The sequence below is a fragment of the Flavobacterium koreense genome, from assembly GCF_054776075.1.
Window position 1 is genome coordinate 262,784 of sequence record NZ_BAAHCF010000012.1, and the last position, 25,102, is coordinate 287,885.

14 protein-coding genes are annotated in these 25,102 nt (G+C 31.9%); 11 read left to right on the top strand and 3 right to left on the bottom strand.

Annotation, left to right across the window (positions count from 1 at the left end; translation table 11 throughout):
- The 8 genes from ACYU7A_RS07320 (at nt 1) to ACYU7A_RS07355 (ending at nt 19,739) form a co-directional block, all read left to right on the top strand.
- Nucleotides 1-2,424 carry a glycoside hydrolase family 31 protein gene (locus tag ACYU7A_RS07320; protein WP_460575379.1) on the top strand — a complete coding sequence of 808 codons (2,424 nt, stop codon included), beginning with the start codon at nt 1-3 and terminating at the stop codon, nt 2,422-2,424.
- Nucleotides 2,425-4,080, top strand: a complete 1,656-nt coding sequence (locus ACYU7A_RS07325) for an alpha-amylase family glycosyl hydrolase (RefSeq protein WP_460575381.1) — start codon at nt 2,425-2,427, stop codon at nt 4,078-4,080.
- A gap of 138 nt (nt 4,081-4,218) precedes the next feature.
- Nucleotides 4,219-4,905 carry a glycerophosphodiester phosphodiesterase gene (locus tag ACYU7A_RS07330; protein WP_460575383.1) on the top strand — a complete coding sequence of 229 codons (687 nt, stop codon included), beginning with the start codon at nt 4,219-4,221 and terminating at the stop codon, nt 4,903-4,905.
- 63 nt (nt 4,906-4,968) lie between these two features.
- On the top strand, nt 4,969-6,180 hold the full coding sequence (locus tag ACYU7A_RS07335) for a BaiN/RdsA family NAD(P)/FAD-dependent oxidoreductase (RefSeq protein ID WP_460575385.1): 1,212 nt from the start codon (nt 4,969-4,971) through the stop codon (nt 6,178-6,180).
- A 51-nt stretch (nt 6,181-6,231) separates the two neighbouring features.
- Nucleotides 6,232-8,409: a choice-of-anchor L domain-containing protein gene (locus ACYU7A_RS07340; RefSeq protein WP_460575387.1), complete on the top strand. Its 2,178-nt coding sequence runs from the start codon at nt 6,232-6,234 to the stop codon at nt 8,407-8,409.
- Between the two features lie 128 nt (nt 8,410-8,537).
- Entirely contained in the window at nt 8,538-12,203 is a 3,666-nt protein-coding gene (locus ACYU7A_RS07345; protein WP_460575389.1) for a DUF7619 domain-containing protein, read from the top strand.
- Nucleotides 12,204-12,388: 185 nt separating this feature from the next.
- A complete protein-coding gene (locus ACYU7A_RS07350; protein ID WP_460575391.1) occupies nt 12,389-16,738 on the top strand; it encodes a DUF7619 domain-containing protein in 4,350 nt (1,449 codons plus the stop codon).
- 196 nt (nt 16,739-16,934) lie between these two features.
- On the top strand, nt 16,935-19,739 hold the full coding sequence (locus tag ACYU7A_RS07355; RefSeq protein WP_460575393.1) for a T9SS type A sorting domain-containing protein: 2,805 nt from the start codon (nt 16,935-16,937) through the stop codon (nt 19,737-19,739).
- A gap of 40 nt (nt 19,740-19,779) precedes the next feature.
- Here ACYU7A_RS07355 and ACYU7A_RS07360 read toward each other — a convergent pair whose 3' ends face one another.
- On the bottom strand, nt 19,780-20,253 hold the full coding sequence (locus ACYU7A_RS07360) for a TspO/MBR family protein (protein WP_460575395.1): 474 nt from the start codon (nt 20,251-20,253) through the stop codon (nt 19,780-19,782).
- Nucleotides 20,254-20,337: 84 nt separating this feature from the next.
- Here ACYU7A_RS07360 and ACYU7A_RS07365 point away from each other — a divergent pair, with 84 nt between their 5' ends.
- The 3 genes from ACYU7A_RS07365 to ACYU7A_RS07375 are packed head-to-tail and all read left to right on the top strand — an operon-like array spanning nt 20,338 to nt 23,332.
- On the top strand, nt 20,338-21,441 hold the full coding sequence (locus tag ACYU7A_RS07365) for a diphosphomevalonate decarboxylase (RefSeq protein ID WP_460575397.1): 1,104 nt from the start codon (nt 20,338-20,340) through the stop codon (nt 21,439-21,441).
- 24 nt (nt 21,442-21,465) lie between these two features.
- Nucleotides 21,466-22,404, top strand: a complete 939-nt coding sequence (locus ACYU7A_RS07370; RefSeq protein WP_345090733.1) for a mevalonate kinase family protein — start codon at nt 21,466-21,468, stop codon at nt 22,402-22,404.
- A gap of 10 nt (nt 22,405-22,414) precedes the next feature.
- Nucleotides 22,415-23,332 carry a geranylgeranylglycerol-phosphate geranylgeranyltransferase gene (locus ACYU7A_RS07375; RefSeq protein WP_460575400.1) on the top strand — a complete coding sequence of 306 codons (918 nt, stop codon included), beginning with the start codon at nt 22,415-22,417 and terminating at the stop codon, nt 23,330-23,332.
- Between the two features lie 115 nt (nt 23,333-23,447).
- Here the strand turns inward: ACYU7A_RS07375 and ACYU7A_RS07380 are convergent, their stop codons facing one another.
- Both ACYU7A_RS07380 and ACYU7A_RS07385 read right to left on the bottom strand, forming a co-directional pair.
- Nucleotides 23,448-23,966 carry a gamma carbonic anhydrase family protein gene (locus ACYU7A_RS07380; protein WP_298303074.1) on the bottom strand — a complete coding sequence of 173 codons (519 nt, stop codon included), beginning with the start codon at nt 23,964-23,966 and terminating at the stop codon, nt 23,448-23,450.
- Between the two features lie 53 nt (nt 23,967-24,019).
- Entirely contained in the window at nt 24,020-25,021 is a 1,002-nt protein-coding gene (locus ACYU7A_RS07385) for a PorP/SprF family type IX secretion system membrane protein (protein WP_460575403.1), read from the bottom strand.
- Nucleotides 25,022-25,102: the final 81 nt, after the last annotated feature.

Here is a 25,102-nt window from a genome sequence, read left to right on the forward strand (position 1 = left end):
ATGAAAAAAATATTTGCACTATTATTTATATCAACAATTTCATTTGCTCAAAATGCAGATAGAAAATTCCTTAAAATTGAAAAACTTTCTAGTGGATTTTCGGTTAAAGTTTCAGATGGAAATTATTTAATAAATTTTCTAAATGACAAAATTATTGAAACTTCATTTACACCAAAAGGAGAAAAAAATAACAATCCATCAGATGCAGTTGTATTAAAAAATAAATTGAAAAACATTTCTTTCAAAGAGAATAAAAACTCAGTTGAATGTAGTTCCAAATCAAGTAATTTGAAGATCTTCATTCAAAAAACACCATTCAAAATATCTTATTTAAATAATAACCAAGAAATTATTTCTGAAAAATCAGGTTATTTAAAACGCAAACATATTCCTTTAGATAATGTTAAAGGAAATATTACTGCCGATTCTACTGAAGTTTTACAATTCAATATTTCATCAGACGAAGTACTTTATGGTGGTGGAGCAAGAGCTATAGGAATGAATCGTCGTGGAAATAAATTAGCACTTTATAACAGAGCTCAATATGGTTATGAAACACGTGCCGAACTAATGAATTTCTGTATTCCTTTAGTTTTATCATCCAAATTATATGCAGTTCATTTTGATAACGAAGCCATAGGATATTTGGATTTAGATTCAAAAAAAGATAACACTTTAGAGTACGAAACAATTTCTGGTAGAAAAACCTATCAAGTTATTGTAGGTAATTCTTGGGAAGATTTAGTAAAAAACTACACCGATTTAACCGGAAAACAACCTTTGCCACCACGTTGGGCTTTCGGAAATTTCTCTTCTCGTTTTGGTTATCATTCACAAGAAGAAGTTGAAAAAACCATTCGCAAATTTGAAGAAAGTAAAATTCCTGTCGATGCTATAATTCTAGATTTATATTGGTTCGGGAAAACCGTTCAAGGCACAATGGGAAATCTAGATTGGGATAAAGATAACTTCCCAAATCCTGATAAAATGATTTCCGATTTGAATGCAAAAGGCGTAAAAACAGTTTTAATAACAGAACCTTTTATTTTAACAACCTCATCTAAATGGCAAGAAACCGTTGATAAAAAAGTTTTAGCAACCTTAAAAGATGGAAAACCTGCTATTTGGGATTTCTATTTTGGAAACACCGGAATTGTTGACGTATTCAAACCCGAAGGAAAAGATTGGTTTTGGAATGTTTATAAACGATTAATAAATAAAGGAGTTGGCGGACTTTGGGGTGATTTGGGCGAACCTGAAGTTTTTCCTTCTTATGCCAATACCTTTGCAGGAACAGCCGATGAAATTCACAACGTTTACGGTCACAATTGGGCAAAGTTAATTGCTGATGGTTACAAGAAAGATTTTTCTAATCAACGACCTTTTATTTTAATGCGTTCAGGTTATTCAGGAAGCCAACGTTTTGGAATGATTCCGTGGAGTGGAGATGTTTCAAGAAGTTGGGGCGGATTGCAAAGTCAGATGGAAATTGCGCTTCAAATGGGAATGCAAGGAATGGCTTATATGCACAGCGATTTAGGTGGTTTTGCTGGCGATTATTTTGATAACGAATTGTATTTGCGTTGGTTGCAATATGGTGTTTTCAACCCAATTTTTCGTCCGCACGCACAAGAAGATGTAGCTTCAGAAGTGGCTTATAAAGACGTTGACACGAGAGAAATTGCTAAAAAAGCTGTCGAATTACGCTATCAATTACTGCCTTACAATTACAATTTAGCTTTTGAAAATACTACAGAAGGAACACCTTTAATGCGACCATTGTTTTTTAATGAACCAAACAACAAAGAATTACTTTCAAAATCTGATGGTTACCTTTGGGGAAATGATTTTTTAGTTTATCCAATTATAGAAAAAGGTCAAACTCAAAAAGAAGTTTATTTTCCGAAAAATTCAAATTGGTATGATTTCTACACTGGAAAAAAATACGAAGCTGGAACAACTCAAAAAATAGAATTAAATAAAAATAACATTCCAACGTTTGTTCGTGGTGGTAGTTTTATTCCGATGAGTAAAGTAGTTCAAAACACACAGAATTATATTTTAAATGATTTTGATGTGCATTTTTATTATGATAAAGAAACAAAAAAATCGGAACTAGAATTGTTTAATGATGATGGATTATCAACTACTTCCATTGAAAAATCGGTTTATGAAGAATTTGATTTTGAAAGTGCTATTGATAATAACTCACTTTTTTTAGATGTTGAATTTGACAAAACCTATTCTACCACAACCTCCAAAACAATAAATATAATTATTCACGGATTTGACAAAAATCCAACAACAATTCTTCTGAATAATAAGATTTTAAATAATAACCAATACAAATTTGAAAATAATCTAATCTACATTTCTTTACAATGTGAATTAGATAAAAATCAAAAAATTGAAATAAAACTATAGATGAAAAAAACAGCCTTACTCCTACTACTTGCTATTACTTTTTCAAGTTGTAACTCAAGCAAAGAGGTAACTTATACTCAAAAAACCAAAACACCTTTCGTTTGGGAAAGTGCCAATGTCTATTTTTTATTAACCGATAGATTTTTGGATGGAAATCCAAACAACAATGCTATAATTAAAAGAAATAAACCAACAGCAAAATTGCGTGGTTTTGAAGGTGGCGATATTCGTGGTGTGATTCAAAAACTAGACGAAGGTTATTTTACCGATTTAGGAATCAACGCCATTTGGATGACGCCTGTTGTAGAACAAATTCACGGTTCAGTTGATGAAGGAACAGGAAATACTTATGGATTTCATGGATATTGGACAAAAGATTGGACAGCATTAGATCCAAGTTATGGAACGCGCCAAGATTTGAAAGAATTAGTTGATAAAGCACACGCAAAAGGAATTAGAATTATGCTTGATGCGGTTATAAACCACACTGGTCATGCCACAGAATTTGACGAAAAATATCCTGATGATTGGGTTCGTTCTACTCCAAATTGCAAATACAATTCGTATGATACCAACATCAATTGTACTTTAGTTACAGGACTTTTTGACGTTAAAACAGAAAGCAAAGAAAATGTTGAATTACCACCATTTTTGATTGCAAAATGGAAAAAAGAAGGTCGTTATGAAGAAGAAGTAGCCGAATTGGATGCTTTTTTCAAAAAAACAGGTTATCCAAGAGCGCCAAGATATTACATTATGAAATGGCTTGCTGATTATATTTTAGATTTCGGAATTGACGCTTATCGTGTAGATACTGTGAAGCATACTACAGAAGATGTTTGGTATGACTTTGGAAAAGTTTGCGAAATGACTTTTGCCGAATTTAAAGCTAAAAATCCATCTAAAGTTTTAGACAATAATGCGTTTTTTACTGTTGGAGAAGTTTATGGTTACAACATTGGAAGCAAAAGACTATATGATTATGGCGACAAAAAAGTAGATTATTATGCCAACGGATTTACTAGTTTAATCAATTTTGATTTTAGAAATGAAGCCAAAATGAATTATGAAGAGCTGTTTTCAAAATATTCCAATATTCTTCAGAATGATTTGAAAGGAAAAACCGTTATGAACTACGTTTCGTCTCACGATGATGGTTGGCCGTTTGATAAAAAACGTGAAAAAACATTTGAATCTGGAACCAAATTATTGCTTACTCCAGGTGTTTCTCAAGTTTATTATGGTGATGAAACTGCTCGTTCTTTAGATATTGAAGGAACAAATGGCGATGCTACTTTGCGTTCGATGATGAATTGGGACGATTTGAAAACCAATAAAATGACGTTCAAAGTCTTAAATCATTGGCAAAAATTAGGACAATTTAGAAAAAATCATCCATCGGTTGGAGCAGGAATTCACAGGCAAATTACAAGTTCTCCATATGTTTTTAGTCGAGACTATTCTAATGGAAATTATTCTGATAAAGTTGTTGTCGGATTGGATTTACCTATCGGGAAAAAAGAAATTTCCATTGGAACTATTTTCGAAAACGGCACAAAAGTAAAAGATGCTTATTCTGGAACAACATCAGAAGTTAATGATGGAAAAGTTGCGATTGATAGTGAATTTGGGTTAGTATTGTTGGAAAAAAATTAATAACAATATCATAACACAATAGTTTAAAGTAATAATTTTCAACAAATTAGTTTTGAAATAATAATTTCAATTTAATATACTACAATGAAAATCTGTTATTTATTTTTAATTTCATTTTTATTTATTCAATGCAACGTGATGAAAAAACCACTCAATATTGGACATCGAGGAGCAATGGGACACGAAACTGAAAACACTATTTCCTCCATCAAAAAAGCTTTGGAGCTTAATGTTGATATGATTGAAATTGACGTTTTTGTAATTAAATCAGGTGAAGTTGTAGTTTTTCACGATGACATTTTAGATAGTTTGACTAATGCTAAAGGAAAAATAGAAGACTATAATTGGGAAGAACTTAAAAAAGTAACTGTAAAAGGAAACCATAAAATTCCACTTTTAGAAGAAGTAATCTCTACAATAAATAAAAAAACTCCTTTAAACATTGAACTAAAAGGAAGCAAAACTGCCAAACCTGTTTTTGATATAGTTCAAACGTTTTATGAAAAAGGATGGACAAAAGATAATTTTAATATTTCAAGTTTCCTCTGGGATGAATTAGAAAATTATAGACAACTTGACAATGCTATTTCCATTGGAATTTTAACAGAAGAAAATCCAATTGATGCCATAAACATTGGTGAAAAATTAAAAGCTCAAAGCATTAATCCTTGGTATAAGACTTTAACATCAGAAAATATTGACCTTATTCATAAAAAAGGTTTCAAAATTTATACTTACACAGTCAACGAACCTGATACCATTAAAAAAATGATTCGTTTAGGTGTTGACGGAATTTTTTGTAATTATCCTGAAAGATTGCACTAAAGTTTAGTGCTTTAAAAGTTTATCTTTGTCAAAGATTAAAACTCTAACAAAGATTTACAAAAAATGAATTCAAAATACGACATACTAATTGTTGGTGGTGGTGCAGCAGGTTTTTTTACAGCAATAAATATTGTTGAGAAAAATCCGAAGTTAAAAGTCGCTATTTTAGAACGTGGAAAAGAAGTTTTATCTAAAGTAAGAATTTCTGGTGGCGGACGTTGCAATGTTACTCACGCGTGTTTTGTTCCAAATGATTTAGTCAAATTTTATCCTCGTGGCGAAAAAGAACTTCGTGGACCTTTTCATCAATTTTGTTCTGGTGATACGATTGAATGGTTTGAGAAACATGGAGTTGAATTAAAAATTGAAGACGATGGAAGAATGTTTCCCACAACCGATTCTTCTCAAACTATCATTGATTGTTTTTTTAATGCTGCTCAAAAATTAAAAATTGATATTCTTACCAATCAAAGTGTGCAATCACTTTTCAAAGGAGAAAATTATTGGAAAGTAGAAACCAATGTAGCAACTTTTTCTTGTCAAAAATTAGTGATGACTACTGGAAGTAATCCAAAAGTTTGGGAAATGCTTACTGAACTTGGTCATTCTATTATTTCGGCTGTTCCATCATTGTTTACATTTAATATAAAAGACAAACGAATTAAAGATTTGATGGGTTTGTCGGCTTTTGCATCTGTAAAAGTTAAAAACACAAAATTGGAATCGTCTGGACCATTATTGATAACCCATTGGGGAATGTCTGGACCAGGAATTTTGCGCCTTTCCGCTTGGGGCGCACGAATTTTGGCAGATAAAAATTATCACTTTGTTTTACAAGTCAATTGGTTAAACGACTTAACATTTGAAGAAACACTTGAAAAACTTAAGGAACTAAAATTAGAACATTCTAAAAAAGCAGTTTCAAAAAAATCTCCATTTGAATTTCCGAACAGACTTTGGGAAAGTTTGGTTTTAGCATCTGAAATTTTGGAAGATACCAAATGGGCAGATTTATCTAAAAATCAACTAACTAATTTAGCCAATCAATTAACTAATGGCGAATTTCAAGTCAATGGAAAAAGTACTTTTAAAGAAGAATTTGTAACAGCTGGAGGTATTGATTTAAAAGAAATAAACTTCAAAACCATGGAAAGTAAATTACATCCAAATTTATATTTCGCTGGAGAGATTTTAAATATTGATGCAATAACTGGCGGATTCAATTTTCAAAATGCTTGGACAGGCGGTTTTATTATAGCAGAAAACATTTGCTAAAAGTGCTAACTAATTAATTTTTAAATTACATTTGAAACAAAATTCTTTTGTATGAAAAAATTATTACTTTCAATCTCATTATTATTTGTTACCTTAGTTAATGCTCAACTTATAGTTGACAATACAACACAAACTCCTGCACAATTAGTTCAAAATGTACTTTTAGGAAGTGGAATTTCTGTTTCAAATGTAACATTTAATGGTTCTGCCTCAAATGCTACTATGGTTAGAGATCAGGTTGGACATTTTTTAAATGGTTCTGCAACAAATATTGGTTTAAATAATGGAATCATACTTTCAACTGGAAAAGCAACAGTAGCTATTGGACCAAATGATACAAGCGGCAAAACAAGTCCTTCTATTTACCCAATGACTGGAGATGCTGATTTAGGAGCAATAGCGTCAGCTTCGATTAACACTAAAGCTATCATTGAATTTGATTTTGTTCCAATAGGTCAAAATTTGAGTTTCAGTTTTGTTTTTGGTTCAGAGGAGTACTTAGAGTTTGTAAACGCAGGTTTTAATGATGTTTTTGGTTTCTTTTTGAGTGGTCCTGGTATTGTTGGGCCATATACTGGAGGCGCAACAAATATTGCATTAGTACCAGCTACTACTACTCCAATTTCAATTGATAATGTAAATAACGTTTCAAATTCTACTTTTTACGTAAATAATGGAAATGGATCTACTCCAACTTTAAATCCAACTATTCAATTTGATGGGTTTACGACAGTTCTTACAGCAAACTCAACAGTGCAATGCGGCGAAACTTATCATATCAAAATAGCGATTGCTAACGTTGGTGATTCATCTCTTGACTCAGCTGTTTTCTTGCAAGCAGGTAGTTTTTCTTCAAGTTCATGTTCTCCAATTGAACTAGTTTCCTTTCTTGACTTAAACTCAAATGGTGTAAAAGAATCAAATGAAATTAATTTTACTAATGGAAATTTTGTATATCAAAAAAATGGAGGTGTTCCTAACTATATTAATTCACCAACAGGAACTTATTCAATATATGATGCAAACTTATCTAATGTATATGATTTTAGTTTTCAAGTAAATCCTCAGTTTTCAAGTTATTTTTCATCAGGAACAACTTCTTATTCAGGAATATCAATTTCGCCTTTAGGCACACAAACATTATATTTTCCTATAACGCAAACACTTCCTTTTGAAGATATTTCTGTTTCAATTATTCCAATAGAACAACCAAGACCGGGATTTAATTACACCAATGCAATTGAATTAAAAAACACTGGTGCAACAACTTATTCTGGAACTTTAGATTTTGTAAAATCGCCACAAGTTGCTATTACAAATGTTACCGAAACTACAACAACAACTCCAACAGGTTTTTCGCATAGTTTCTTGAATTTACTTCCAGGAGAAGCAAGAACTATTTATGTAACCATGAGTGTTCCTTCAATTCCAACGGTAAACTTAGGTAATATTTTATCAAATAGTGCAACAACAACTGTTCCGACAAGTGATATTATTACAACAAATAATTCATTTTCAAACTCACAAATTGTAGTTGGCGCTTATGATCCTAACGACAAAATGGAATCGCATGGAGATAAAATTCAGTTCAATCAATTTGCAGCTAATGATTATTTATTTTATACCATTCGTTTTCAAAATGAAGGAACTGCCGATGCAATAAATGTTAGAATTGAAGATGTTTTAAATTCAAAAATTGACGAAACAAGTGTTCAAATGATTAGTGCTAGTCACATTTACACAATGCAACGAACTTCAAATAATTTAATTTGGAACTTCAATGATATATATTTACAACCAATGTCAATTGATGAAGAAATGAGCAAAGGATATGTAACTTTTAAAGCTAAACTAAAACCAGGATTTGCTATTGGAGACGTTATCCCAAATACGGCAAACATTTATTTTGACAGCAATCCTGCCATTGTTACTAATACTTTTAATACAGAATTTGTTGCCGCTTTAGGAAATTCAACATTTGATTCAGGAAATTTTGTGTTGGTTCCAAATCCTGCATCAGATTTTGTTCAAATTTATTTACTAAATAATTCAGAAAGTATTAAATCAATTGTTATTAATGATGTTTTAGGAAAAACAATTAAATCAATTGAAAATGTAAATTCAAATCAAACTCAAGTAAATACTTCAGAATTTTCACAAGGAATTTATATGATTGAAATTACAACTAACAATGAGCTTAAACAAGTCAATAAATTAATCGTTAACTAGAAATCTTGTTTGTTTTTTGAACCCTTAATTTCATTACACGTGAGGCAGTTTTATTAAAATAAAACTACCTTTTGTTTGTAAGTGTTTAAAAATCAACCTATATTTGATTTACCAAAAAACAAACAAACATGAAAAAACAATTACTTTTAAGTTTTTTTGCACTCTTTTTAGGGACATTTTTAACTCTTGCACAAACTACTCCTGTTTGTGGAGAAACGTTTACTGATCCTGCAGGTGCAACAACAAATTATGCAAATAATTCTAACGTAACAACAACTATTTGTCCAACAAATCCAGGAGAATTTGTTACTATTTCTTTTACATCATTTGCATTAGAAAACAATTTTGATAGGTTAAAAATCTATAACGGAACTTCTGCAAGTGCAACTTTAATTGCAGATTTAACAGGAAATACAATTCCACCTGCATACACATCAAGTGATTCAAGTGGATGTTTGACTTTCGTTTTCACATCTGATTCTTCTATAAATCAGGCAGGTTGGGTTGCAAACATTACTTGTGGATCAACTCCAATATGTTTAGCACCTATTTCCGTAAATGCATCTCCAACAAGCAATACTACTGCAGTATTGAATTGGATAGACCCTAATCAGGGAACTGGTCCATGGGAAATCTTGTTAACTGCAAATGGTACTGCAATTACCCAAACAATTATAGCACAATCAAATCCATTTGACTTAACTGGATTAACACCTGGTGTAATTTATACAGCTTCTGTAAGATCAATCTGTGGAAATACTACAAGTGATTGGTCATCTCCGATAACTTTTACAACAGGAACAACAGCAACATGTATTGAACCAACTAACATAGCTGTTTCTGGTATAACATCAACTACAGCTAATTTAAATTGGGCCATTTCTTCTAACAATTCTCAATGGGAAGTTTATGTTGCGCCATGTGGAACACCAAATCCAACACCAAATAATACCGGAGTAATTGTTACTACAAATAATTATCAAGCCGTTGGATTGAATCCAAATACTTGCTATTCTGTTTTTATTAGATCGATCTGTTCTACTACATCAACTAGTTCTTGGTCGCAAGCCTATACATTCACTACATTAGCAAATACAACAAACCCATTTACATGTGGAGGTATTTTTACAGATCCTGCAGGTGCTAATGCAAATTACTCAAATAATACTAATTCAACTGTTACAATTTGTCCAACCAATACAGGCGATCAAGTTACAGTAACTTTCACTTCATTCTCTCTTGAAGCAAATTATGATGGATTATATGTTTATAATGGAAATTCAATTACATCACCTCAAATAGCAAGTACTAATGGAGCAGCAAACGTTCCCGGAGGTTTAGCAGGAGCTTATTGGGGAACAACGCTACCTGGTCCATTTACTTCAACACATTCTAGTGGATGTTTAACTTTTGTATTTAGAAGTGATACTTCAGTAGTTCAATCTGGTTGGATAGCAAATATTACATGCGGTGTAGCGCCAACTTGTCCGAAGCCAACAAACTTAGTTGTTACTGGAATTACAACAACTTCAGCAACTTTAGGATGGGTAAACAATAGCTCAGCGACAAGTTGGGAAGTAATCGCTTTACCATGCGGAACTGCTCCAACTGCAACATCAGTAGGTATAGTAACAACTGTTAATCCTTATACATTTACAAACTTAACTACAAATAGTTGCTACCAATTGTATGTTAGAGCAATTTGTTCTCCATCAGATATGAGCGATTGGTCTATTGGCGCGACTCTTAACACTCCAGCAACTTGTCCAAAACCAACAGCCTTGATTACATCTGCAGTTACATCACAATCTGCTTCGATAGCTTGGACAAACAATAGTACTGCCACTTCATGGGAAGTTGTTGCTCTTCCTTGCAACACAGTTCCTGACAGCTCAACAACAGGTACAATTACAACAACTAATCCATTTATTGTAAATGGACTAACAGCAAACACTTGCTATAGTATTTTTGTAAGAGCAATTTGTTCAGCAAGTGATTCAAGTGATTGGTCAAACGGAATTAGTATCAATACTATGCCAACACCACCAATATGCGGAGGTGTATTTGTTGACAATGGTGGTTCAAACGCTAATTATACCAATAACGCTGACAATACTTATACTATATGTCCAACAAATCCTGGAGAGGTTGTAACAGTAACATTTACACAATTTGATACTGAAACAAATTGGGATGGATTATACGTTTTTGATGGTAACTCAATTACCTCACCTCAAATCCCAAGTACAAATGGAGCCGCTTATGTTCCAGGTGGTTTAGCAGGATCTTTTTGGGGTACAAATATTCCTGGACCGTTTACATCTTCAGATCCTAGTGGCTGTCTTACCTTCAGATTTAGAAGTGATGCATCAGTGGTAAAACCAGGTTGGTCTGCAAATATTACTTGTGGTCCAGATTTAGATAAAATTACACTTGTTGCCTTCAATGACCAAAATAATAATGGAATTAAAGATTCTGGTGAAACCTACTTTACTAATGGTTCATTTGTTTATCAGCAAAATAATACTGGACCAATTACAAATGCATTTTCTTCTACAGGAAGACAAACAGTTTATGATTCAAACCCTGTAAATACTTATGACTTCTCATACAGTATCCAAACAGAATATCTTCCTTACTATAGTTCTGGAACAACAACATTTAACGACATAAATATTCCAGTAGGAAGTGGAACTCAAATTCTTTACTTTCCAATTGCTCTAACTCAAGCTTATAATGATGTTACAATATCAATTGTTCCAATGGGTTCACCTAGACCTGGCTTAACATATACAAATAAGATTGTATATAAAAATTTAGGAGTAGCTGCAACAGATGGAACAATAACTTTTGAAAAGCCATCACAAGTAACCATAACTACAATTAGTCAAGCAGGAACTATTGCAAATGCAGCTGGATTTACGTATAACTTTACAAATCTTCTTCCTAATGAAACAAGAGTGTTTTATGTTACAATGAGTGTGCCAGCAAGTCCAGTAGTAAACTTAGGTGATTTACTTATTGCAAATGCAACAATTTCAGCTCCTGCAAACGATATCAATTTAACAAATAACTCAACTAGAATTACACAAATTGTAGTAAATTCTTATGATCCAAATGATAAAATGGAGTCGCATGGTGAAGAAATTCTTTTCAGTCAATTTAACCAAAATGAAGATTTAATTTATACAATTAGATTTCAAAATTATGGAACAGCAAATGCTATTGATGTTAGAATTGAAGATGTTTTAGATTCACAAATTGACCCTGAAAGTATTAGAATGATAAGCTCAAGCCACAATTATGTTATGACAAGAGTTAATAATAATATCGTTTGGAATTTCAATAACATACAATTAGTTCCTATATCAGTAAATGAAGAATTAAGTATGGGATATGTGCAATTTAGAGTCAAATTAAACCCAGGTTTTGCTGTTGGTTCAATAATACCAAATACCGCAAATATCTATTTTGATACCAATCCTGCAATTGTAACAAATACTTTTACAACTGAGTTCACAGCAGCATTAAACAATCAAGCTTTTGATGGTACTAATTTTACATTGTATCCAAATCCAGCAAGTCAATTTATAAATATCAGTTTAAATAATACTTCTGAAATTATTGACAATGTGATTATTTATGATGTTTTAGGCAAAATCATTAAAGAAGTAAAATCAATTTCTTCTAATAGTGTTACAATTGACACATCAAGTTTATCTAAAGGTGTTTATTTATTAGAAATAACTACTGAAAATGGTTTAAAACAAAATAAAAAACTTGTAATAAAATAATTTTTAAAAGTTAATCAAAATCATAATTCCCAATTATAAATTTATAATTGGGAATTTTTTTGTAAATAAATTTGATGAGATATTGGTTTTATTGAGTTTGCAGAATTTTATGAAAAAAACTTTAGATTTTAAACATAAGTTATTAAAAATCAATGTATATTTGATTTACTATAAATCAATCAAAAATGAAAAAACAATTACTTTTAACCCTATTCTCTTTGTTTTTTGGGGCTATTTTTTATAGCGCTGCTCAAACAGGATGTAGTCAATTCTTTTATGACAATGGTGGTCAAAATGGAAACTATACTGATTCCGCTTATGACATCAATACTTTTTGTCCAAACACACCAAACGAAACATTACTGATTAGTTTTAATTCTATTTCTTTGGAAATGGATGATGTGCTGTATGTTTATGAAGGTTCTAGTCCAAATGGAAATTTACTTTCAATTATTGATAGCAATAGCCCAACACAAATGACATTAAGTACAAATAATCCTGGACAATGTGTAACATTTGTATTTCAATCTAACACATCAGGAAACAGTGGTGGTTGGGAAGCAATGATTGATTGCGTAACAACAAATTTTCCTTGTTTAGCACCAGTTTCATTAAGCACAACACAAATTGATAGCAATACGGTTTCTCTATCTTGGGTAGATATTAATCAATCTAGTAATCTTTGGGAAATATTAGTTACTCCAGCATTAGGAGGAAGTTCGCTTATAGCTGGCTCTAGTCCTTTTCAATTAACTGGGTTAACTCCTGATGTCACTTATATGGTTACCATAAGAGCTATCTGTAATGGTATGCCTGGAGATTGGTCAACACCATACACTTTTAGCACTACACAAGTAGTAACTTGTATTGAGCCAACCATTCAATCTGTTACTGGAATTACAAATAATAGTGGTGTAATAAATTGGACTTTGACAAGCAGTACTAATGAATGGGAAGTATTAGTTTTACCATGTACTGCAACAAATCCAACACCTAATAATGCTGGATTGTCAGTTACCACTAACACTTATCTTGCACCTGGATTAAATGCTAGCACTTGTTATAAAGTCTTTGTTAGAACAGTTTGTTCTACTACACTTACTAGTCCATGGTCACAGCCTATTACATTTACAACTTTAGCAAATCCAGTACCATCACCTGTTTGTGGTGGACAGTTTATAGATAATGGTGGTTTAACTGCTAATTATGCAAATAACTCTGACAATACCTATACCATTTGCCCAACTTCTCCTGGCGAGCAAGTTGTTGTTACATTTACAGCATTTAATACAGAAGCTAACTGGGACGGATTGTATGTTTTTAACGGACCAACAATTTCTTCACCACAAATTTCAAGTGGAAATCCAGCTGGAAGTGTTCCTGGAGGATTAGTTGGATCATTTTGGGGAACTGTTATTCCGGGTCCATTTGTTTCATCTGATACTAGTGGTTGTTTGACTTTTAGATTTAGAAGTGATAGTTCTGTAAACAGAGCTGGTTGGGAAGCTAATGTTGAATGTTTACCTCAAGCAACATGTTTACAACCAACAATTTTAGCAGCTACAAATATTACAGGTACTACAGCAACTATTAATTGGACCGAAAATGGAACAGCAACACAATGGGAAGTTATGGTAGTACCTTCAACAGCTCCTGCTCCAACTCAATCTTCAGTTGGAACAATAACTAGTTCAAACCCTTTCCAAGTTACTGGATTAAATTATGCTACAATTTACAATGCTTATGTAAGATCAATTTGCTCGGCAACAGATTCAAGTTATTGGTCTTTTGCAAGAACGTTTACTACACTTTCTAACATTTGTAGCGTACCAACGAATGTATTAGCAAACAATATCACAACAACAAGTGCCAATTTAAGTTGGACTCAATCTGGTACGGTTTCACAATGGGAAGTTTTGGTTTTACCATCTGGCTCTCCAGCTCCAACAGCTGCCTCAACTGGAACGCTTATTTCTACAAACCCTTATCAAGTAACTGGTTTAAATTTAGGAACATCTTATGTTTTTTATGTTAGAGCAGTTTGTTCGTCAACAGCAATAAGTAATTGGACATCTAGAGCATTTACAACACTTCAAACCAATTGTATTACACCATCAAATGTTGTTGTAAATAGTACTACACCAACAAGTGCAAATTTAAGCTGGACTCAATCTGGTTCTGTTTCACAATGGGAAGTTTTAGTTTTACCTTTTGGTTCACCAGCACCTACAATAACATCAATTGGTATATTGGTTCCAACAAACTCTTATCAAGCAACTGGATTAACTACAGGAACAACTTATAGTTTTTATGTAAGAGCTGTATGTTCAGCTACTGAAGTAAGTAGTTGGACATCTAGATCATTTACACCAAATATTACATTGCCTCCATTAACAACTAGTACTAATCAATATACAGTTGACCAGTTGGTTACTAATGTTTTAATTAATAATCCTTGTCTAACGGTTTCAAACATAACTTCTAGTACTGGAACTAACTTTGGTTCTGTTAATGGAATTGGTTCGTTTACGAATACTAATCCATTATTTCCAATTTCATCAGGAATAGTACTTTCATCAGGAAACGCAATGAGTGCTCCAGGTCCGAATACTTCAATATTAAGTGAAGGAAGTTCTGCTTGGACAGGAGATGCCCAATTAGAAGGAATAATTTCAAGTGCAATTGGTGTACCAATGGTTTCTAAAAATGCTACAAAATTAGAATTTGATTTTACTAGTTTAAATTCTTACATGAGTTTTAATTTCTTATTAGCTTCAGACGAATATGGTACTTTTCAATGTGATTTTGCTGATGCTTTTGCTTTCTTGTTGACTGATTTAGATACTGGAATCACAACTAATCTAGCAGTTATTCCAGGAACAACTATACCAGTCTCTGTTGTAACTATTAGAAATAATTTACACAACAATTCTTGTGCTTCTGCTAATCCATTATTTTTTGATTCTTATTATGCAAATAATCAAACAGCTTCAGCAACAAACTATAATGGCCAAACCGTTAAAATGACTGCATCGGCTAACATTATTCCAAATCATAATTATCATATTAAGTTGGTAATTGCAGATAGAAGTGATACTGCTTATGATTCGTCTGTATTTATTGAAGCAGGAACTTTTGCTTCTGGTCCACCACAATGTTCTGACAAAATTGAACTTGTAGCATTCATAGATGAAAACGGAAATGGAATTAAAGATACTAACGAAGTAAACTTTACTTACGGTTCGTTCACTTCATTACAAAATAATGCAGGAAATGTTACCAATATTTCATCTCCATCTGGAACATACACAATGTATGATGCAAATCCTTCAAACGTTTATGACTTTGGATATCAAATCAATACAGAATATGCTCCATACTATACATTAGGTACTGTAAATTATAATGATATCAATATTCCGTTAAATAGTGGAACACAAACATTGTATTTCCCAATTACTTTAACTCAAGGATTTAATGATGTTTCTGTAACTATTGTACCAGTTGGCGCTCCAGTTCCTGGATTCAATTATGTAAATAAAATCGTTTACAAAAACTTAGGTGTTGTTGCTACTGACGGAACTTTGACCTTTAATAAAGATGCGAATGTTTCTATAACCAATGTTTCTCAAGCTGGAACAATTGCAAATGCAACAGGTTTTACTTATACTTTCACAAATTTAGCTCCATATGAAACGAGATATATTTATGTAACAATGAGTGTTCCTGCTATTCCAACAGTTAATCTTGGAGATTTGTTAACTAATACAGCAAGTATTGTTGCTACTGCAAACGACATCAACTTGACTAATAATAATCATTCAAATACTCAAGTTGTTGTAGGTTCTTACGATCCAAATGATAAAATGGAAGCTCATGGTGAACAAATTCCATTCAATCAATTTAGTCAAAATGATTATTTGTACTATACTATTCGTTTCCAAAATGAAGGAACAGCTAATGCCATTAATATTAGAATTGAAGATTTCTTAGATGCTCAATTGGATGAAGCAAGTATAAGAGTTGTTGATGCAAGTCACAATTACATCATGGAGCGTGTTGGCAATCACATCATCTGGAAATTTGATTTTATTCAATTACCAAGTTTCTTAGAAAATGTAGATTTAAGTAAAGGATATGTAACATTTAAAATCAAAATGAAACCAGGATTTGCTGTTGGAGATATTGTTCCAAACACTGCTTCTATTTACTTTGATACTAATCCTGCGATTGTTACTAATACTTTTACAACTGAATTTACAGCTGCTTTAGCAAATGCAAGTTTTGGATTAGAAAACTTTGTTTTATATCCGAATCCAACAAATTCATTTATTCAAGTTAATTTACAAAACACATCTGAGTTGCTTGAAAACGTAATTATTTACGATGTTTTAGGTAAAACAGTTAAAACCATTTCTGCAAATAATTCAAACGAAATGAAAGTTGATGTTTCTAACTTATCGAAAGGTGTTTATCTGGTTGAAATCACAACACAATCGGATTTAAAAATCACTAAGAAATTGGTAATCAACTAAAAAATAAAAATAAAATTTTAAAAGTCCCGAAAAATTAACTTTCTCGGGACTTTTTATTTGCAATAAAAAAGCTACATTTGATTAACTTTAATTTTCAGGTTATGAAATCGCCATTAACAACAAGTTTGCGCAAGCAAACACCAATAAATAAAAAGGCGATACCATATGTGACCGCTAAAAAATAAATTTTACAGATATGAAAAAATTTCTACTCTTTTTATTACTAATCACATTTTCATTTGTAAACGCTCAAATCAATACACAAGTGAGTAATTACAATGTTTGTGATACAAATTCTGATGGAATTGCTCAATTTGATTTAAACACTAAAATACCTGAGATTTTAGGAAATGAAAATCCAAGTATTCACAATATTTCTTTCCATACAACTAATACAGATGCTCAATTTGGTTCTAATCCTATTGTTACATCAGTTCCTTATGTTAACAATCAACCCTTTTCACAATTTATATGGATAAGAGTTGTTAATACACAAACTTCACAATTATGGGTAAGTCAATTAAATCTAGTTGTAAATTTACCAGCAAATGCAGGAAGCGATGGTTCAACTACAGTTTGTGAAACATCAGCAACGGTAATTAATTTGTTTGCACTAATTACTGGTGAACAGCCCGGAGGAACTTGGACAAGAACTTCAGGATCTGGCGGAACTTTTAACTCATTATCTGGAACTTACACTCCAGCTGTTGGAGCTACCACAAGTACATTTGCCTATACTTTATCAGGTACAGCACCTTGTATTGATGATACAAGTGTAGCTACAGTATTCATCAATAATCAACCAGATGCCGGAAGTGATGGAAGCATTACTGCTTGTGATGCATTTACAAATGTAATTAATTTGTTTGCACTAATTACTGGCGAACAACCTGGTGGAACTTGGACAAGAATTGCAGGAACAGGTGGTGTTTTCTATGCTGCAGCAGGAACTTACACTCCAGAATATGGAGCAACTACGAGTACTTTTACTTATACTTTAACAGGAACTGCGCCTTGTATTAATGATACAAGTATTGCTACAGTAAACTTAAACCATCAACCAAACGCAGGATTAGATGGTTCAATAACAATATGTGATACTTCTATGACAACTATAGATTTATATTCCTTAATAACCAACGAAGAACTTGGAGGAACTTGGATAAGAACTACAGGAACTGGTGGAACTTTTAGCACAGTAACAGGAACCTTTACTCCTTCTCCAAACTCAACAACAAGTACATTTATTTATATAATAAATGGAACTGCTCCATGTATAAATGATTCAAGTGAAGCAATAGTCATTATAAACTCTTGTGGACCAAATTCATGTTTACCTCCAAGTAATTTATCTGTTACAAATACATTTGACACAGGTGCTTTTTTACTATGGAATGAAGCTGCAACTGCTACTAGCTGGGAAGTTTTAATAGTGCCTTACGGATCTCCTGCTCCAACAGCAGCTACTTTAGGATTTGCTACAACAAGTCAAGGATATAGTATTACTGGTTTAACACAAAACACATGTTATTCTTTTTATGTAAGAAGCTTATGTAACGCTCCTCAATCAAGCGCTTGGGCCGGACCAATGACTTTTTGTACAACAAGTTGCACAAACAACGCACAATGTCCAGATAGTTTGTATTTAATTGCTTTTTTTGATCTAAATAATAATGGTACTAAAGATTTAAATGAAAACATTTTTACGCAAGGAAATTTTGTTTATAATATTAATTCTGGCTCACCAATAAATGCAAATTCAAATTCTGGTACTTTCAGCATTTTTGATGGTAATCCCACTAATACTTATAATTTAAGTTTTGCTGTAAATTCCTATTTATCAACATACTATAGTTCATCAAGTACTTACTCAAATATAACAATTCCTGCAGGAAGCGGAATCACACCTTTTTATTTTCCAGTTACATTACTTCAACCCTATAATGATTTGAAAATTTCTCTTACTCCTTCTGGACAACCTAGACCAGGATTTACTTATGCAAATATAGTATCCTATAAAAACAATGGTACTCAGAATATAGATGGAATAGTAACTTTTGTAAACAATCCATTAGTTACAATAACCGCAATTTCACAAACTGGTACTACTCCAACTTCAAATGGATTTACCTACAATTTTACAAACCTTTTACCAAATGAAGAACGATTTATTATAGTTACATTGCAAGTTCCAACAATTCCGACTGTTAATTTAGGAGATTTAATTACAAATTCTGTTACTATTACTCCATTAACTGGTGATGCTTTTCCTGATGACAATCAAATGAGTTTGTCTCAAATAGTTTTTGGTTCGTATGATCCAAATGACAAAACAGAAGCTCATGGTGGCAAAATTGATATTGATGATTTTACTTCAAATGATTATTTAACGTATACCATTCAATTTGAAAATACTGGAACTGCAAATGCCGAATTTGTAAGAGTTGAAGATTTTCTTGATGCCTCTTTAAATCCAAGTTCGATAGAAATGTTGGGTTCAAGTCATGCTTACAACATGAGACGAATTGGAAATCAATTGATATGGAATTTTTATAACATTAATCTACCTCCAACTTCAATCAATCCAACAGGAAGTCATGGGTTTATTCAATTTAAAATTAAGCCTACAGCTGGCTTTGCGCTAGGCGATATAATTCCTAATAAAGCATTCATTTACTTTGATTATAATCCACCAATTATAACAAATGAATTTCAAACTGAATTTGTACAATCTTTAAAAACTACAGATTTTGATAGTTCTAATTTTGTATTGTATCCAAATCCGACAAATTCTAATATTAATGTTAGTCTGTTAAATTCATCAGAGGCAATTAACTCAGTAGAAATTCATGACTTACTTGGGAAAAAGATTAAAGAAGTGCTCAACTCTTCATCAAATGATGTAAACATTGATGTTTCAGATCTATCAAAAGGTGTTTATTTAGTTCAAATTACAACACAATCTGACTTAAAAATCACCAAGAAATTAATAATTCAATAGTTAAAAAAAACCGATTCGTAAATGAATCGGTTTTTTTATGTTAGTTTAAATACCAAATACTAATTGTCAAAATAGTGGCAAAACTTACCCAAGCTAAATAAGGAATCAAAAGTAGTCCTGCTATTTTATCAATTTTCTTGAACTGAGTATAAGTTTCAAAAATCATCAGAAGCAACAATACCACTTCAATTGATGCGAGAAGTAAGTTGTGTAATTTGAAAAAAATCAACGACCAAAGCGCATTTAAAGCTAATTGAATTATAAAAAACAAAAAAGCTTTTTTTACAAGTGTTTCGTTACCATCCAGCTTGTTCCATACCAATCCACCTGCGACTCCCATCATAATGTATAAGGAAGTCCAAACTGGAGCAAAAATCCAATTTGGTGGATTAAAAAAAGGTTTTATCAAAGTTGGATACCATGTAGTTATACTTTCTCTTGTAACCATTCCAGACAAATAACCTATTACCAAACAGGTCATTACTACTAATGCTATTCTTAAAACTTTTTGCATCTTGTTTAAAATTTTCACAAATATAGTAAACAAAAACGTGTGGTTTTCGTAAAATAAGTATCTTTGTACTAAAATTAAGATAATATGATTTCCGAAAAGGATTTTATTTCTACATCACATTCAAACACTATTGAAAAAGGAACATATGAATGGAGTGCTCCAAGTAATATTGCATTAGTGAAATATTGGGGTAAAAAAGACCATCAGATTCCGGCAAATCCTTCAATAAGTTTTACTTTAAATCATTGTAAAACAATTACAAAATTATCATTTGAGAAAAAAAACACTTCGACTGCTCTCAGTGTGACAGACAATAGTTTCTCATTTGATTTATTATTTGAAGGAAAACCTAAAGAGGATTTCAAACCAAAAATTCAGAAATTTTTCGAACGAATTGAAGTTTATTGTCCTTATTTAAAAGAATATCATTTTACAATTGACACTCAAAATACTTTTCCTCACAGTTCAGGAATTGCATCATCGGCATCGGGAATGGCGGCTTTGGCAATGAATATAATGAATTTAGAAAAAGCGTTAAATCCTACAATAACAGATGATTATTTTCACCAAAAAGCTTCTTTCTTAGCAAGATTAGGATCTGGAAGTGCTTGCAGAAGCATAAAAGGAAATATTGTTGTTTGGGGAAAACATAAAGAACTTGAAGGTAGTTCCGATTTATTTGGAATTGAATTTTCATCAAAAGTTCACTCAAATTTCGAGAACTATCAAGACACTATCTTGCTTGTTGACAAAGGCGAAAAACAAGTTTCGAGTACTGTTGGACACGATTTAATGCACAATCATCCATTTGCAGAACAAAGGTTTTTACAAGCTCATCACAATTTATCAGCTATAAAGTCCGTTTTAGAAAATGGAAATTTAGAAGAGTTTATTAAAATTGTAGAAAGTGAAGCTTTAACACTTCATTCAATGATGATGACCTCAATGCCTTATTTTATTTTAATGAAACCTAATACATTAGAAATCATCAATAAAATTTGGAAGTTTAGAAACGAAACCAAAATTCCGGTATGTTTCACATTAGACGCTGGTGCAAACGTTCATGTTTTGTATCCCGAAAACGTTAGAGTTGAAACTTTGCAATTTATTAAGGACGAATTAGTTGGCTATTGTCAAAATGGTCAGTATATTTGTGATGAAATTGGTTTTGGAGCACAAAAGTTATAATTTAACATTACCTCAAATCAGAATATGAAAGGACCACTATTTTATTCAAAAATATTACTCTTCGGAGAATACGGAATCATTAAAGATTCTAAAGGTTTATCTATTCCTTATAATTTCTACAATGGCGCTTTAAAAGTGGATGAAAATCCAACTCAAGAAGCCATCAAGTCTAATGAAAGTCTACGAAAATTCGTAGTTTATTTAGAAGAGCTACAAAACGAACAAGCAGATTTAGTTACGTTTAACATAGAACTTTTAAAAGCTGATGTTGCCAGAGGAATGTATTTTGATTCAAGTATCCCACAAGGATATGGCGTAGGAAGTAGTGGTGCATTAGTTGCTGCTATCTATGACAAATATGCAAACGATAAAATCACAGTTTTAGAAAATTTAACTCGTGAAAAATTACTGCAACTAAAGACAATTTTCTCTCAAATGGAATCTTTTTTCCACGGAAAAAGTTCTGGTCTTGACCCTTTAAATAGCTATTTGAGTATTCCAATACTTATCAATTCTAAAGATAATATTGAAGCAACTGGCATTCCTTCTCAAAGTTCTGAAGGTAAAGGCGCTGTCTTCTTGTTAGATTCTGGAATTGTAGGTGAAACTGCTCCAATGGTAAATATTTTCATGGAAAACCTAAAAGACCAAGGTTTCCGTGCTATGTTGAAAAACCAATTTGTAAAATACACCGATTTATGTGTAGAAAACTTTTTAGGTGGTGATAAAAAATCATTGTTTTCTAATACAAAAAAACTTTCAGCAGTAGTTTTAAATAACTTTAAACCAATGATTCCTGAACAATTTCACGGAATTTGGCAAAAAGGAATTGACACTAATGACTACTACTTAAAACTTTGTGGTTCTGGTGGTGGTGGTTACATTCTGGGTTTCACAGAAGATTTAGAAAAAGCTAAAAAATCACTAAAAGATTATAAGTTAGAAGTTGTTTATCAATTTTAACTTATAAATCATGCTAAGCAGACAAACCAAACTCACCATACTGAAAATACTCAGTATGTTTTCTGTGGTTCGTGGTTACAATATTCCTGTTATTGCTTTAGCACAATATCTATCTGCAATTTTTATTATGGCTCCAGAGAAAAGAGCCTTATACGTAATTTTAGATTTTAATCTTTTTATCATAGTTCTTGCATCAAGTTTAACAATTGCTTCTGGTTACATAATAAACAATTTTTACGACAGCAAAAAAGACTTAATAAATAGACCAAACAAATCCAAAATTGATCGATTAGTAAGTCAGAGAACAAAACTTCAAGTCTATTTTACAATTAATTTTGTCATTGTTCTTTTAGCGCTTTTAGTCTCTTTTAGAGCCGTTTTGTTTTTCTCTGTCTATATATTTTTAATTTGGTTTTACTCACACAAACTAAAAAAATACCCAATTATTGGTAATCTTACAGCTGCATTTCTTGCTGTGCTTCCTTTCTTTGCTGTGCTTTTATACTACAAAAACTTGTATCCACAGATATTTGCTCATGCATCATTTTTGTGCCTTCTAATATTAATTAGAGAAATGATAAAAGATTTAGAAAACATAAAAGGAGATATTGCAAATGATTATAAAACAATTCCTGTAAAATTTGGAGAAGAGTTTACCAAAAAAATCATTACAGGTTTAACCATACTCACTATTTTTCCGGTTTACTTATTGGTAGAAATATATGATGTAGGATATATGGATATTTATTTTTACGTAAGTTTAATTATCCTAATATTCTTTTTACTTCTTTTATGGAAAGCAGAGAATAAAACACAGTATTTACAATTGCATATTATTTTGAAATTTTTGATTGTATCAGGTGTTTTCTGTATTGTACTAATAGATCCTCAAGTACTGATTCACGGTAAGACTTTACTTAAAATTTAGAAGCGAATCAGTAGTAATTCTTGCAAACCCTATTCCTGCTGTCCGCACTACACGGTAGTTGCTCACATCAGGGCTAGTTAGTAATCGATTTGAATAGAATCAAAGTTTCAAAAACCTATTCCTCTTCTTTAAACCAACTCGAATACATTACGTAATTATTAGAAATACGCTCAATTTCACCAGCAAAATCTGAAGCATTAATATCTTTAACTTTTTTAGCAGGAACACCAGCATAAATCGTCCCAGATTCTACAATAGTATTTTGAGTAACAACAGCTCCAGCAGCGACAATTGCATTGCTTTCCACAACACAATTATCCATAACAATTGCTCCCATTCCAATCAATACATTATCATGTAATGTACAACCATGAACAATGGCATTGTGTCCAATTGAAACATTATTACCAATATTTGTAGGATGTTTTAAATAAGTAGCGTGTATAACAGCTCCATCCTGAATATTCACTTTATTACCAATCTTAATATAATGAACATCACCACGGATGACAGCATTAAACCATACGCTACATTGAGAACCAAACTCAACATCACCAACAATGGTAGCATTTTCAGCTACGTAACAATCTTCAGGAATCTTTGGTGATTTCCCATTTACTGATTTTATTATCATAGAATACTAAAAAAGAATCCTGATATTTTACATCAGGATTACTTATTATATTATTAATTAATTGCAGGACAATTACAGTGATATTTCTCTGGTTTACAGAACAGATTAATACCTAAAGTGATTTGGTGAAAACCTCCTGTGTCAAATTTTATATCTCCCATCAATTGAGAATAAGTGTAAGCAAACATGTAGTTTTTATAATTAACACCTAATATAGGAGTAATATATTGCAGTTTTTGATTTGCAATTGCAACACCATCTAAATATTCAGCACCGTCTAAACTTCTTCTGTAAGACAATCCACCCCAAACTCTTCCAAATTCAAGATTTTTATATGCTTTAATATTCAAATCTACTGTTGACTCTTTAGTTAAGAAAGTATGCTGAAACATAAGTGATGGCTCCAATAATATTCTATCTGCGTCACCAAAAGTGTATCCCATATTGTAAATAAGTCTCTTCAAATTCACAGGCTCTCTAACCGAATAAATTCTTCTTTCGCTAGCTAATGCATTTTTAACAGTAAAATGTGCGTAGAAATCTAAGAAATTATAAGATGCTCCAATATCAACATTAAAGTAATTAGCTTTTTGAACTATTGTACCATCAATATTAGGATCAAAAGCAGGGTTATTATCTCTAAAATCTGTTTCATCCAATAAACTTTGTGCAAATCCAACATTAACTCCAAAAGACAATTGATTTAAATCCACATCATCTCTTGAAAACATAATATGATGCGCATAAGCTACTCGAAATCCTTTTTGAGAATGATAACCATTTTTGTCGTTTATTAAAATGATGCCCATACCGTCTTTTTCGGTAATACTTCCATTAAAACTTAAAGTTTGTAACGCAGGTGCATCTTCTTGACCAAACCATTGTTGTCTTCCAGTTAAACGAACTTTTGCACAATTTGCAGCACCTGCCATAGATGGATGCAACAAGAAATAATTATCAGATAAATAATCTGAATATACAGGTAAAATTTCTTGTGAATAAGATTGCTTAGTAATTAATACCACTAAAGCAAGTAAAAAATGTTTAATCTTCATTGTTTTTTTATCTTTTTAATGAGAAATGGGCTTTAAATTGTTTCATCGCACCAGCTTCAGGATAGTCAACCGTAAACCAGT